The sequence below is a fragment of the Shinella sp. M31 genome (genome assembly GCF_049199205.1).
In the GTDB taxonomy this organism is placed as follows: domain Bacteria; phylum Pseudomonadota; class Alphaproteobacteria; order Rhizobiales; family Rhizobiaceae; genus Shinella.
In genome coordinates this window covers 1-13,785 of record NZ_JBLZPH010000005.1, presented here as the reverse complement: position 1 = coordinate 13,785, position 13,785 = coordinate 1, and the positions used below count along the sequence as shown (strand labels likewise).

Annotated in this window: 12 protein-coding genes; 10 read left to right on the top strand and 2 right to left on the bottom strand. The window is 64.3% G+C overall.

Annotation, left to right across the window (positions count from 1 at the left end; all coding sequences use genetic code 11):
- Position 1: 1 nt before the first annotated feature.
- Positions 2 to 1,036, top strand: a complete 1,035-nt coding sequence (locus ACOZKU_RS01275; protein ID WP_421577333.1) for a Gfo/Idh/MocA family protein — start codon at positions 2 to 4, stop codon at positions 1,034 to 1,036.
- Positions 1,033 to 2,895, top strand: a complete 1,863-nt coding sequence (apnL, locus tag ACOZKU_RS01270; protein ID WP_421577332.1) for a D-apionate lactonase — start codon at positions 1,033 to 1,035, stop codon at positions 2,893 to 2,895. The genes ACOZKU_RS01275 and apnL overlap by 4 nt, the downstream gene beginning before the upstream one ends.
- A 3-nt stretch (positions 2,896 to 2,898) precedes the next feature.
- On the opposite strand, the gene ACOZKU_RS01265 is transcribed toward apnL, so the two are convergent.
- Positions 2,899 to 3,615 (bottom strand): transcriptional regulator NanR, encoded by a 717-nt coding sequence (locus ACOZKU_RS01265; protein ID WP_421577331.1) that lies wholly within the window; start codon positions 3,613 to 3,615, stop codon positions 2,899 to 2,901.
- Positions 3,616 to 3,765: 150 nt separating this feature from the next.
- Here ACOZKU_RS01265 and oiaX point away from each other — a divergent pair, with 150 nt between their 5' ends.
- The 3 genes from oiaX to ACOZKU_RS01250 all read left to right on the top strand — a co-directional run bounded on the left by oiaX (position 3,766) and on the right by ACOZKU_RS01250 (position 8,225).
- The gene (oiaX, locus tag ACOZKU_RS01260; protein ID WP_421577330.1) at positions 3,766 to 5,022 is read left to right on the top strand and encodes a 3-oxo-isoapionate-4-phosphate decarboxylase OiaX; all 1,257 of its coding nucleotides are present in this window, start codon (positions 3,766 to 3,768) and stop codon (positions 5,020 to 5,022) included.
- 3 nt (positions 5,023 to 5,025) lie between these two features.
- Positions 5,026 to 6,327 (top strand): four-carbon acid sugar kinase family protein, encoded by a 1,302-nt coding sequence (locus ACOZKU_RS01255; RefSeq protein WP_421577329.1) that lies wholly within the window; start codon positions 5,026 to 5,028, stop codon positions 6,325 to 6,327.
- A 107-nt stretch (positions 6,328 to 6,434) separates the two neighbouring features.
- A complete protein-coding gene (locus ACOZKU_RS01250; protein WP_421577328.1) occupies positions 6,435 to 8,225 on the top strand; it encodes a diguanylate cyclase in 1,791 nt (596 codons plus the stop codon).
- Positions 8,226 to 8,244: 19 nt separating this feature from the next.
- On the opposite strand, the gene ACOZKU_RS01245 is transcribed toward ACOZKU_RS01250, so the two are convergent.
- Entirely contained in the window at positions 8,245 to 9,828 is a 1,584-nt protein-coding gene (locus tag ACOZKU_RS01245; protein ID WP_421577327.1) for a Na+/H+ antiporter, read from the bottom strand.
- Between the two features lie 195 nt (positions 9,829 to 10,023).
- Between ACOZKU_RS01245 and ACOZKU_RS01240 the strand changes: the two genes are divergently transcribed.
- From ACOZKU_RS01240 to ACOZKU_RS01220, 5 genes are all read left to right on the top strand, one after another.
- The gene (locus ACOZKU_RS01240) at positions 10,024 to 11,025 is read left to right on the top strand and encodes a LacI family DNA-binding transcriptional regulator (protein ID WP_421577326.1); all 1,002 of its coding nucleotides are present in this window, start codon (positions 10,024 to 10,026) and stop codon (positions 11,023 to 11,025) included.
- Between the two features lie 154 nt (positions 11,026 to 11,179).
- Positions 11,180 to 12,214 carry a sterol desaturase family protein gene (locus ACOZKU_RS01235; RefSeq protein WP_421577325.1) on the top strand — a complete coding sequence of 345 codons (1,035 nt, stop codon included), beginning with the start codon at positions 11,180 to 11,182 and terminating at the stop codon, positions 12,212 to 12,214.
- Positions 12,211 to 12,522 (top strand): MocE family 2Fe-2S type ferredoxin, encoded by a 312-nt coding sequence (locus ACOZKU_RS01230; protein ID WP_314091216.1) that lies wholly within the window; start codon positions 12,211 to 12,213, stop codon positions 12,520 to 12,522. Before ACOZKU_RS01235 ends, ACOZKU_RS01230 begins: the two co-directional genes overlap by 4 nt.
- A 77-nt stretch (positions 12,523 to 12,599) precedes the next feature.
- Positions 12,600 to 13,544 carry a substrate-binding domain-containing protein gene (locus ACOZKU_RS01225; RefSeq protein WP_421577324.1) on the top strand — a complete coding sequence of 315 codons (945 nt, stop codon included), beginning with the start codon at positions 12,600 to 12,602 and terminating at the stop codon, positions 13,542 to 13,544.
- 54 nt (positions 13,545 to 13,598) lie between these two features.
- Positions 13,599 to 13,785, top strand: a 187-nt coding sequence (locus ACOZKU_RS01220; protein WP_421577323.1) for an FAD-dependent oxidoreductase, incomplete at its 3' end; no start/stop codon positions are given.

Here is a 13,785-nt window from a genome sequence, read left to right as displayed (position 1 = left end):
CATGACGAAGACCAAGGGTGCGCTGATCGGCTGCGGCTTCTTCGCCGTCAACCAGATGCATGGCTGGCAGGATCTCGAGGACGTGCAGATCGTCGCGATCTGCGACCGCGATCCCGAGCGCCTGCGCATCGTCGGCGACCAGTTCGGCGTCGACAGGCGCTACCAGTCGGCGGACGCGATGTTCGCCGATGGCGGCTTCGATTTCGTCGATATCGCAACGACCGTCGGTAGCCATCGCGCGCTGGTCGAGCTTGCCGCCCACCACAGGGTGCCGGCGATCTGCCAGAAGCCCTTCGCGCCGACGCTGGCCGATGCCAAGGCCATGGTCGCCGCTGCGGATGCTGCTGGCATTCCGCTGATGATCCACGAGAATTTCCGCTGGCAGACGCCGATCCTCGCCGTCAAGGCGGTGCTGGACAGCGGCGCGATCGGCGAGCCCTTCTGGGGGCGAGTCTCCTTCCGCTCCGGCTTTGATGTCTTCTCCGGCCAGCCCTATCTCGCCAAGGGCGAGCGCTTCATCATCGAAGACCTCGGCATCCATTCGCTCGATATCGCCCGCTTCCTGTTCGGCGACGCGAGCCGGATGACCGCCCGCACGCGCCGCATCAATCCGGATATTGCCGGCGAGGATGTCGCGACCATGCTGCTCGACCATGACAATGGCATCACCTCGATCGTCGACGTCAGCTATGCATCGAAGCTGCCGGAAGAGCCCTTCCCGGAAACCTTCGTCGAGATCGACGGCACCAAAGGGACGCTGCGGCTCGGCAAGGATTACAAGCTGACGGTCCACGGTCCTGACGGCACGGTGCAAAGCGTTGTCGCGCCGAACCTGCTGCCCTGGGCGTCGCGGCCCTGGCACAACATTCAGGAGAGCGTCGCGCTCATCCAGAAACACTGGGCCGAGCGGCTGTTGCAAGGCCGCGAACCGGACACATCCGGTCGCGACAACCTGAAGACCTTCGCCCTCGTCGAGGCCGCCTATCTCAGCGCCGAACGCGACGAGACCATCGCGATTGCGGACCTGCTGGCATGAGCGGGGATCGTCTCAGGCTCCACGGCACGAACGAGCGCGAGCCTGAAAGCCGCATGCTCGTCGCCGGCGACCTGAGCGTGACGCTTCAGGACGGCAATCTGCGCACCCTGCGCTTTCGCGGCCATGAGGTTCTGCGCGCGGTGGCGTTCCTCGTGCGCGACAAGGATTGGGGCACCTGCAGCGCCGGGATTGCCGATCTCCGGATCGAGGCGGCAGGGCAGGGCTTTTCCGTCTCCTACAGAGCCCGTTTCATGGCTCCGTCGGGCGCCCATCTCGACTGCACCATCATGATCGCCGGCACGGAAAAGACTGTCACCTTCTCCGCCGACTGCGTCAGCGGTGCGGATTTCGAGACGGCGCGCGCGGGCTTTGTGGTGCTGCACCCCGTCATCGGCGTGGCGGGGCAGCCGGTCACGGTCCGCCACGGCGATGGCCGTGTCGAGCACGCGCATTGGCCAGACCAGATCGAGCCCTGGCAGCCTTTCAAGGAGATTTCCGCGATCACCCATCAGGTGGCGCCGGGCATTTCGGCGGTGACGGAATTTGTCGGCGATATCTTCGAGATGGAGGACCAGCGCAACTGGACCGATGGCTCCTACAAGACCTATGTGCGCCCGCTGGCGCTGCCTTGGCCCTATCGTGTTTCGAAGGGCGAGCCCTTCAGCCAGAAGGTCGTTATCGAAATCAGAGCCGCTGATGATGCGGCCCCGGCAGCCGCCGCGTCGGGTGCCATTACGCTGCACCTGGCGGAGACGAACCGCCGTTTTCCGGAAATCGGTATCGGCCTGCGCCCGGAATGCCTGGCGCAGGAACGGGCCGCAGTCGGCGTTCTCCAGGCTATCGGCGCGCGGCACCTGATCGCGCATTTCGATCCCGGCGCCGGCCATGGTCTTCCGGCCTTGAAGGGCTATGGCGAGCTTGCCGAACGATCCGGCCTCAAGGTGACGCTCGAGGTTGCGGTGCCCTGCAAACGTCCGCTGAACGAGGAAATGACTGAACTCGCCGCACTCGTTCGCGAAGCCGGTCTTGCGCTCGACACGCTGTTCGTCTGCCCCGCGGTCGATCGTCAGTCGACGCCGCCGGGCAGTGTGTGGCCGGACTGCCCGCCGCTTGCAGATGTTTATGCCGCAGCGCGCGCGGCCTTTCCGGGCGTGCGCCTCGGCGGCGGGATGATGAGTTATTTTACCGAGCTCAACCGCAAGCCTGTGCCGGGTGACCTCATCGATTATGTCAGCCATTGCACCAACCCCATCGTGCATGCGGCCGATGATCTCTCGGTCATGCAGACCTTCGAGGCCCTGCGTTTCGTCGTCAGGTCCATCCGCGCAATCTATGGCGAAAAGCCTTATCGCATCGGCCCCTCGACGATCGCCATGCGGCAAAACCCCTATGGCAGCGCGACGAAAGACAATCCCTCCGGCGGGCGCATTCCGATGGCGAATGTCGATGCCAGGCACAACGGCCAGTTCGGTGCGGCGTGGACGCTGGCCTATGCCGCGACCGTTGCGATGACAGGGCTGGAAGTCCTGACGCTTTCGACGCTCGCCGGCTCGTTCGGGCTGGTTGCCGGCGAAGGCGAGGCGGTGGCGCAGGGCGAATTGCGGCCGCTCGCGCATGTTCTGGCCCGCCTTGGCGCTTTGACGGGGCAGGCGGTTCATGCCGTCGAGACGTCGCGGCCGGATGCAGTGCTTGGTCTGGCGTCAAAAGAATGCCTGCTTTTGGCAAACATTACGCCGGAGGTGCAGACGGTGATCCTGCCGTCGCTGACGCATGCGGTGACGCTGATCGGCGGAGACGCTTTGCCCGTGGCCGGACAGGTGTCCCTGCCGCCCTATGGCTGCGCCGAGGTCGCATTCTGAGCCTTACTTCTGGCCCTTGAGGGCATAGAGCGCGCGGGAGCGTTCGAGATGCTTGATCATCGCCTTTTCGGCAAGGTCCGCATTGCCCTTCTCAATGGTTCGGATGATTTCCTCATGCTCGGCGAGCGTGAAATTCTCGCGGCCGGTCCAGATGAGCATTTCGGTATGATAGGACTTCAGCCACCCCAGCATGGCCCCACTGACGGCCGCGAAGATCGGATTGCCCGAGATCTGGGCGATACACTGATGGAATTCCATGTCGGCGTCGATGAAGGCGTCGGCATCGCCGAGGCTGGCCTTCTGCTTGTCGAGGAGGGCGCGCAGTTCGGCAATGTGTCCGGGTGTCGCCTTGGTGGCGGCCTCACGGATCATGCCGCGCTCGAAGAAGATGCGGGCGCTCTTCAGGTGTTCGAGCGAATCGGAGGAACCGGACAGCATCATCTTGGCCGGCAGGTCGACCTGGCGGATGATGGATTCTGCGGTGATGCGCAGCACCTTGGCGCGCTCCCCCTGCGAAATCTCGACGAGACCCTTGCCGGCAAGCGCCTGCATGGCCTCGCGGATCGCCGGACGGCCGACACCGTAGCGCTCCATCAGTTCGCGCTCGGAAGGCATGTCGTCGCCGGCCTTCAGCTCGCCGGTCTCGATCATGGCTTTCAGCCGCGCGAAGACTTCGTCGGAGAGTTTCTTGCGGACGATCGGTTCGGAAACGACGTTCATGAGTCACCTGGTTTGGACAGGTTTGAATATGCACCAAGTTCCTTCGCCGCAATAGCTTTCACGGCAATCGGCTTGCAATAACATAAATACTCATTATACCAGTTACGGGGCCATAACAAGCGCTGTGGCATGGCTGCGGGAGGAGAAAACGTGATCCGTCTGACCTATCGGATAGAGACGCCGGGCTCGGTGGAGAAAATGGCGACGAAGATCGCCAGCGACCAGTCGACCGGGACCTTCGTGGCACTGCCGGGCGAGACGGAGGAGCTGAAGGCGCGCGTCGCCGCCCGCGTCGTTGCCATCCGCCCGCTGCCGCCGACGGATCGCGCCTCCTTCCCCGATGAGGCGGGCGATGCCGTCACGTTCAACCGGGCGGATGTCGATATCGATTTTCCGCTGGATGCCGTGGGCACCGATCTCTCCGCACTGATGACCATCGCGGTCGGTGGCGTCTTTTCCATCAAGGGCATGACGGGCATCCGCATCGTCGACATGAAGCTGCCGCCGGAATTCGCCGCCGCCTATCTCGGCCCGCAGTTCGGCGTCTCCGGCAGTTTTGCGCTGACGGGTGTCAAGGATCGACCGATCATCGGCACGATCGTCAAGCCGGCGCTTGGCCTGCGGCCGCATGAAACGGCCGACATGGTCGGCGAACTCATCGATGCCGGCGTCGATTTCATCAAGGACGATGAGAAACTGATGAGCCCGGCCTATTCGTCCTTGAAGGATCGCGTCGCGGCGATCATGCCGAAAATCCTCGATCATGAGCAGAAGACCGGAAAGAAGGTCATGTATGCCTTCGGCATCAGCCATGCCGATCCGGACGAGATGATGCGCAACCACGACACCGTGTTGCAAGCCGGCGGCAATTGCGCCGTCGTCAATATCAACTCGATCGGTTTCGGCGGCCTCGCCTTCCTGCGCAAGCGCTCCGGCCTCGTGCTGCATGCCCACCGCAACGGCTGGGATATCCTCACCCGCCATGCCGGCCTCGGCTTCGAATTCTCCGTCTGGCAACAGTTCTGGCGCCTGCTCGGCGTCGATCAGTTCCAGATCAACGGCATCCGCGTGAAATACTGGGAGCCGGACGAGAGTTTCGTGCGCTCCTACAAGGCGGTGACGACGCCGCTGTTTTCGCAGGAGGACGTGGCGCTTCCGGTCATCGGCTCCGGCCAGTGGGGCGGGCAGGCACCCGATACGATCGCGGCGACGGGCGGTTCGACGGAACTGCTCTATCTCTGCGGCGGCGGTATCGTCAGCCATCCGGGCGGGCGGGGGGCGGGAGTAAAGGCGGTCAGGCAGGCCTGGGAGGCGGCCGCTTCAGGCGTGCCGCTCGCGACCTATGCCAAGGACCATCCCGAACTTGCGCAATCCATCGAAAAATTTGCCGACGGCAAGGCGGCTTGAGACATGACGCGTCCTCTGATCAGCTACTATGGCGACGATTTCACCGGCTCGACGGATGTCATGGAGGCGCTCGCCTCGAACGGCGTCGAGACCGTGCTCTTCCTAAAGGTGCCGGATGCGGACCTGCTTGCGCGCTTCTCCAGCGCCCGCGCCTATGGGCTGGCCGGCACCAGCCGCAGCGAAACACCTGAATGGATGAATTTGCATCTCAGCGAAGCCTTTGGCTGGCTGAAGACGCTGGATGCGGAACTCTGCCACTACAAGGTCTGCTCGACCTTCGATTCCGCCCCTGCCGTCGGCAATATCGGCCGCGCTATCGAGATCGGGCGTGCCGTTTTCGGGCCGGCAACGGTGCCGCTCGTCGTCGGCGCGCCGCAGATCCGCCGCTACACGGCTTTCGGCGAACTCTTCGCCGCCTATCAGGGCCGCAACTACCGCATCGACCGCCATCCCGTCATGGCGCGCCACCCCGTCACGCCGATGGATGAGGCGAATGTGCTGCTGCATCTCGCGCGCCAGACGGCGCTTTCCTCCGCATTGGTGGACAATGTGGCGCTTCTGGGCGCGCCCCAGCCTGATGAGGCCGATATTCTGCTTCTCGATGTGCTGGATGCGGCGACGCAGGCGGCGGCGGGTGGCCTGATCTGGAACCGGCTGCGTGAAAGCAGCCGCTTTGTCTGCGGCTCCTCCGGCATCGAATACGCGCTGATCCCCGCCTGGCGGCAAGCGGGGCTGATCGGCGGCAAGCCGGCCTTTGCCGATGCCGGCCCGGTCGACCGTATCGCCGTCGTCTCCGGCAGCGTGTCCCCGACGACCGAGCGGCAGATCCGCCACGCGCTTGCCCATGGTTTTGCGGGCGTGACGCTGGATGCGGTCGCCCTGTCGAGCCCGGACAATGCCGCGACGATCGCGGCCGCCATCGAAGCGGGCCTCCGGATCCTGGAAGGCGGGGAGAGCGTCGTGCTCTACACCGCGCTCGGACCGTCCGCCGATCGGGGCGGCGAGCTGGATTCGTCTCTTGGTGCGCGCCATCGCCTCGGCCGCGCGCTTGGCCGCATTCAGGCGGAACTCGTCGCGCGCGCCGGCCTCTCGCGCGCCGTGGTGGCGGGCGGCGACACGTCCAGCCATGCGCTCGGCGAAATGGGCATCGCCGCGCTCACGCTGAAGATGCCGCTGCCGCAGACGCCGGGCTCGCCGCTCTGCATCGCCCATGGCGGGCCTGCAGATGGCTTGCAGATCGCGCTCAAGGGCGGCCAGGTCGGCGGCGACGATTATTTCAGCATGATCCGGGCGGGTGCGGCCTGATTTTGGGGTTCAGCCACTCTTGTCTCCTCTACATCCGTGCTGCCCATAGCTGCAATCTGCAATGGTTTCTTAATCTTCGCTCAAGCCGCCGCTGGCAATGTAGCGGCATGCGAATAACCACGATCACCAATTGGGCCTATGGCATCACGGTCGTTCTGACCGCTCTGTCGGGTGGCGCCTTCATTCTCTCGTCGCGCAGCGCGCTTGAGGAGCGTGCGGCAGCCGAGCAGCACCTCATGCTCGATACGCTCGCGGAAGAACTGGCCATCGGCGCGGAAATGACCAGCGACGAGGCACGGCTCTATGTAATGCGCGGTGAGGCGCGTCACCTAAATGCGTTCCAGGCCGACGAGGGGGAGGAGCGTCAGCGGGAGGCTGCGGCCGCCAAGCTCGCCACCCAGAGGCTCACGCTCGCAGAAGCCCAGGCGCTGAGCGCCGTCGATGCTGATGCGGAAGCGCTGGACAAGGTCGAACGCTCGGCCATCGACGCCTATCAGCGTGGAGACAAGGCCCAGGCGCAGGGCATTCTGTTCGGGCCGGAGCATGAGCGGGTTCAAAACGCGCTTCTTCAGACCGTCGCTCATTTCCGTGATTTGACGGCCGCGCGAACGGCCGGCGAGCTGGATGCGGCCCGCGCGCGTAGCAATGCCTGGAGCCTAGTCGCGAAGATCATGCTGGCGGTGACCGGAGCTCTGTTCGTCGCTGTGCTCTATTTCGTTCTGCGGCGACGCGTTGCCATGCCGCTGAAGCGCATGACGGGCATCGTCAGCCGGCTTGCCAAACAGGATTACACCGTTGAAGTCCCGGTCGACCGCCGAAGTGACGAAATCGGCGAAATGAACGAGGCGATCGAGGTCTTTCGCGCCAACCTGATCGAGCGTGAACGCCTAGATGCCGAACGGCGGGCCGACCAGCACACGAAGGATCTCATCCTGCAGATGATGCATCGCGTTCAGGCATGCCAGAACCAGGCGGAGCTGACGGACGTCATCGTGCGGTTCGCGCCGCAGATTTTCCCCGGTCTCGCCGGCGGCCTCTATGTGCTCAGCGAAGCCAACACATCGTTGCTGCGGGCCGGAGCATGGCTGGAACCGCAGCATTCGGCGACCATGTTTCCCGCTGCGGAATGCTGGGGGCTCCGGCGCGGGCGCTCCCACTATAGCAGCGGAAACGGCTCCGATGTGCCCTGCCAGCACATCGATCCGCCCGGCGTGACCGCGCTCTGCGTGCCGCTGACGGCGCAGGGCGACATGATCGGCCTGCTCTATCTCGAAGAGCGGGAGGCCGGCGTGCTCGGCCCGGCCGGCCCCAGGCTCTATCTCGAGCTGATCGCCGAAAATGTCGGTCTCGCGCTCGCCAATCTGCAGCTGCGGGAAAAGCTGACGACGCTGGCCGTCAGCGATCCGCTGACCGGCCTCTTCAACCGGCGCTTCCTCGACGAGACGCTGCAACGGCACGCCCGCGACCACAGGCACGACCCGCTCGCCTGCCTGATGATCGACATCGATCACTTCAAGCGCTTCAACGACCAGTTCGGCCACGATGCGGGCGATCTCGTCATGCAGTTCGTCGGGCAGACGCTGCGGGAAACCTGCGCTCCGGTGGGGAATGCGTTCCGGTTCGGCGGGGAGGAGTTTACCGCACTCTTGCCGTATCTCGAGGAGGCGGACGCGGCAGATCTTGCCGATACGCTTCGGAGCAAGATCGGAAGCGTCACGCTCTCCCATGCCGGCCAAATCCTCGGCACGGTCTCCGTTTCGGTGGGGGTGGCGGCCTCTCCGGCCGGCGGCTCCGTGGAGACATTGGTCACGCGCGCGGATGCTGCCTTGTTGGAAGCCAAGGCCAAGGGACGCAACCGGACGGTCGCGGCGAGCGCCCTGAAAAAGGGGATTGCCTGAAGCGCCGTTTCCGAGGTTGTCAGCCTTTTGCGGAAATCGCGCTCAATTCTTCGAGATCGAGGTCGCGTTCCAGTTCGTGCAGCGTCTCGTCATCGATATCGCCGGCGCGGTGCAGGCGGATGAGTTCTTGGCGTCCGGCGGCGACGATTTCCAAGACCAGATCGAAATGGGCGTGCAGCATCGGCGTGTAATGTTCGGTGCGTTCGGCATAGTCGACGATCGCCACGGCGCGGCGCTGGTATTTGTCGAGCAGTTGCGGATGGATGAGCTTGCCGTCGCTGTCATAGGCGCGCTCCTGCACCGTGGCGAACTGGACCTGCGCCATGGTCATTTCCGCCTGGCTCATCGAGAGCCGTGGCTTTTCCGAGATGGATTCGCTGAGGCCCGCCCATTCGATCACCGTGCCGAGCGTCATGCCCTGGATGAGGACCGTGCCGAGAATGACGGCGAAGGAGGTGACGAGGATGAAGTCGCGGCCCGGAAAGCCCTCGGGCACGCTGAGCGCCAGCGCCAGCGTCACCACGCCGCGAATGCCCGCCCAGCCCAGAACGATGCCGCCGCGTGCGCCGACCGGCGTGTAGCGCTTGAGGCCGAGTGCGTTGCCGGCGACGATCGACAGGTCCGAGGCGAAAACCCAGACGAAGCGCGCCAGTGTCAGCGCGACGAGGATGATGAGGATCGGCACGCCCCAGGTGGCGGTGACGACGTCGAAGCCGCCGCCACGCTCCACCACGCCGCGCAGCGACAGGCCGATCAGGATGAAGACAGCCGCTTCCATGAGAAAAACGACGACGGTCCAGAAGGAGGTGCCGCGCATGCGCGTCGCGGCCGAAAACACCGTGTGCTGGTGCCAGCTGGCAATGAGGCCGGCCATGACGGTGGCGATGACGCCGGAGACATGGAGATACTCGCCGAGCAGATAGGCGGTCCAGGAGAGGAGGGCGGTGGCGGCGATCATCAGATATTCGTCGCCGAGCCGGCGCACCACCAAGACCCACGCCATGCCCACGGCCAAGCCGACCAGCGCGCCGCCGATGGCCAGTACGAAGAAGCTGCCGACGGCTTCCGAAGCGCTGAAGGTGCCGGTGACGCCGGCGGCGATGGCGAAGCGGAAGAGCACGAGGCCGCTTGCGTCGTTGAGCAGGCTTTCCCCTTCGAGCAGGATCTGCAGACGGCGCGGCAGTTTGACCCGCTGCAGGACGGCGCGGGCGGAGACGGCGTCGGGTGGCGAGACGATGGCGCCGAGCGCCGCGCAGGCCGCCCAAGGCAATGCGGGAAACAGGAGATGCGTGACGACGGCGACGACGGCGGCGGTGAAGAACACCGCGCCGACGGCGAGCGAGAAAATACCGATCAGATGCCGGCGCAGGCGCCCGACGGCAATGGTCCAGGCGCCATCCAGCAGAAGCGGCGGCAGGAAGATGACGAGCACGAGTTCCGGATCGACCTCAATGGTCGGCAGCTCCGGCACGAAGGCCAGCATCGCGCCGCCGGCCAGAAGGGCGACGGACGGCGGCAGGCCGAGCCGATGGGCGGCATAGTGCAGCGCGATAATCGCCACGAACATGCCGATCACGAGCTCGAAAAGGTGGGTCGGATCCATGGGCCTCTCCGTGGCAGCTAGGACCTTTTTACCAGCGCGTTTTGCGCAAACGCAATTGCGTCGGCTCCGCTTGCGGCGGCAACGCACGGAAATCGTGCCGCCCGCGCCGGCATGGCAGAGAAGAGGCCGCAATTGCTTTCGGGGCGTCGCTGCGCGTACGATTTACCGCGAGTCCACAATGTTCGGGGAGCGGGATTGAGCAAGGCAGGCTACAAGGATATCGCGCGTGCGGCGGGCGTGGGCACCGCGACGGTCGAGCGGGTGCTGAGCGGGCGCGGCGGCGTCAGGCCGGAGCTTGTCGAGAAGGTCGTCGTTGCCGCGCGAAGCCTGAACTATCCGCGCCTGCTGCCCGATACCCATCGCGGCCTGCTGCGGGTCGATGTCCTCATGGTGCGGCCGGAGACCACCTTTTACCGACGCCTCTCCAAGGCCTTCGAGCAGATCGCCCACAGCATCGATCCGCTCGTGGTCGTCCATCGCCGCTTCGTCGAGGAGATGAACCCGCAGGAGATCGCAAAGGCGATCGCCTCGACCGACTATCCGCGCGCCGGCCTTATTCTCGCGGTTCCCAACAGTCCGCTGGTCAAGGCGGCGGTAGAAGGCCTGGCCAGCAAGGGCCTGCCCATCGTTCACGTGGTCACGCGCGCCTCCGAACATCAGGTTGAATTCGTCGGGATCGACAATTATGCGGCGGGCCGCACGGCGGCGCATTTCATCAGCCGCATGGCGCGGGTCGACGGGCCGGTTGTCGCACTCTGCCATCCGATCTATCAGGTGCACCGCGACCGGGTGCGTGGGTTTTCGGACTATTTTCGCGATCACCCCGGCCCGATCGCCTTCGAATGGCTCGGCTTCACCCGCGACGAGGAGCATTTCACTGCCGAGACCCTGGCGACGGCGTTAAGGATGTATCCCAATCTCGTCGGCCTCTACAATGTCGGCGGGGCAAATTCGGCCGTCATCGATGTCCTGCGGCGAAGCGGCCGCGGCAAGGACCTCCTGTTCATCGGCCACGAACTGACCGACTACACCCGCACGGCGTTGTGCGACGGCATCATGGATGTCGTGCTCGACCAGGCGCCGGAGGCGCAGGCGCAGCGCGCGCTCGATATCATCCTGCGCAAGGTCGGGCTGACGGAGATCGAGCCGGACCGCAATCCCATTCGCTTCATCACCATCACAGCCGAAAACCTTTGATCTATTTTGATCAATGAAGTCTTCGGCCCCCGCGGCTCTTCCTGATAATCTTCAAATCAGGAGGAGGGACGGGGTGCCGCAAGCGGCGGCTGCGCAAGGCAACCCTGCACTCTCCATCACCGTGACGCGGGCGAAAGCCCGAAGGGAGAGCGCAATGGACGACCTCAAATACGGCACGCGCAACAAGCGCGGCGACTGGGCGCCGAACACACCGGTGGAAACCGCGCCGCTGTTCGTTTTCCCGCCGAAGCTAATGGCGGTTCTCAAATGGCTGCCGCATTATTTCTTCCCGTGGAATGCCATCTTCGCGGCGTCCGCCGTCGCCTACTGGGCCTGGGTCGTGCCCTCGGTCGAGACGATGCAGACGCTTGGCATAGGCTGGGCGCTCTGGCTCTACGCGGTGAATGCCGTCTGCGTCTTCCTGTTCTACGGCGCCTTCGAGCTTCATCTCTATGTGCTGAAGCGACAGGAAAATCGCTTCAAATACAATGGCAAGTTCCCCGCCGACCAGAAGAACAGCGTCTTCTGGTTCGACCGCCAGAACATCGACAACATGCTGCGCACCTTCCTGTCCGGCGTGACGATCTGGACAGCCATCGAGGTCGGCATGCTCTGGGCCTACGCCAATGGTTATGCACCCTGGCTAAGTTTTACCGAAAACCCCTGGACGCTGGCGCTTGTCGCGCTCGTCGTGCCCATCATCCACGAGTTCCATTTCTTCTGCATCCACCGGCTCATCCATGTGCCGTTCCTCTACAAATGGGTGCATTCGGTCCACCACAATTCGGTGAATCCGTCGCCGTGGTCGTCGCTGTCGATGCATCCGGTGGAGCATTTCCTCTATCTCGGCACGGCCTTCTATCACCTGATCCTGCCGTCCAACCCGATCCTGATGCTTTACCAGCTTCACTATGCCGGTTTCGGCGCCATTCCCGGCCATGTAGGCTTCGACAAGGTGGAAGTGGGCGAGGATAAGCTGGTCGATAGCCACGCCTATGCGCACTACCTGCACCACAAATATTTCGAGGTGAACTATGGCGATGCGCTGATCCCGCTCGATAAGTGGTTCGGCACCTGGCACGACGGCTCGGCCGATGGCGAGGCGCAGATGCAGGAGCGCTATCGCAGGCGCAAGGAAAAGCTCGCCGCCCGCAAGGCCCGCACCGAAGTTCAGGGAGCAGCAGAATGACCTGGGTATCCGCTTGCAAATTCGAGGACATCGAGCAGGAAGGCGCCATCCGCTTCGATCACGGTGGCCGCACCTATGCCATCTACCGCGGGCCGGACGACGGGATCTACTGCACGGCAGGCCTGTGCACCCATGAGGCGATCCATCTCGCCGACGGGCTGGTCATGGATTTCGAGGTTGAATGTCCCAAACATTCCGGCGCCTTCGACTATCGCACCGGCGAGGCGCTGCGCCTTCCCGCCTGCGAGAACCTGAAGACCTACCCGGCCGAAGTGGTCGATGGAGAGGTGCGCGTCGCCCTCGGTTAGGGCTGCGTTTCGAAGACCAGGCCCCGTCGGGCCTCCGGCGTGCGATCGGGTGAGCCGGCACCTATTGGGAGGATACCATGAAATCCATGTGCCTGGCGGCCGTTCTGGCCGCCATGATGGGAAGCGCTGCCTTTGCGGAAACGATCGGCGTCTCGATGCAGAGCTTCGACAACAATTTCCAGACGCTTTTGCGCGAAGGCATCAGCGCTCGGGCCTCAGAGGTGAACGGCGTCAGCGTGCAGGTCGAAGATGCGCAGACCGACATTTCCAAGCAGCTCAACCAGGTGAACAATTTCATCGCCGCCGGTGTCGATGCCATCGTTATGACGCTGACCGATACATCTGCCGCCGCCGGTGTCAGCGAAGCCGCTGCCAAGGCGGGCATTCCGCTCGTCTTCCTCAATCTCGAGCCGGAAAATATCGCCAAGCTGCCGGAAAAGCAGGCCTATGTCGGCTCCAAGGAGACCGATGCCGGGCGGCTTGCCGGCGAGGCGGCCTGTTCGCTGCTGAAGGAAAAGGGCAAGGCTGCGGATGCGCAGGTCTACATCCTGATGGGCGATCTTGCTCATCAGGCCTCGCGCGACCGCACCTCCTCCTTCAAGGAGGCGCTTTCGGCCGGTGAGTGCAAGGGCGTGACGATCGCCGACGAGCAATCGGCCGCCTGGACGCGCACCAATGCCATGGACATGACGACGAACTGGATCACGGCGGGCCAGCCGATCGACGTCGTCTTTGCCAACAATGACGAGATGGCGATCGGCGCCGTTCAGGCGTTAAAGGCTGCCGGTGTCTCGATGGACGACGTCGTGGTCATCGGCATCGATGCCACGCAGGACGGTCTGGCCGCCATGGCGGCAGGCGAGCTGGATGCCACCGTGTTCCAGAATGCCAAGGGGCAATCGGCCAGCGCCGTCGATGCCGCCGTTGCGCTCGTGCGCGGCGATGAGGTCGAAAAGCAGGTCTGGGTGCCGTTCGAGCTCGTCACGCCCAAGAACATGGCGGAATATGCCAGCAAGAACTGAGGCTTACGGCTGGCGCGTCCGCGCGCCGGCCTTCCCTTTCTCGGAGAAGACACCATGAGCGGCATCGTCATCATTGGCGCCGGCGAAGCCGGCACGCGGGCGGCCTTTGCCCTGCGCGAAACGGGCTTTTCCGGGCCCGTCACGCTCGTCGGCATGGAGCCGCATCTGCCCTATGAGCGCCCGCCGCTCTCGAAGCCCGTGGACGGTGTCGTCCGCATGAAGACGATCTGCTCGGCCGAAA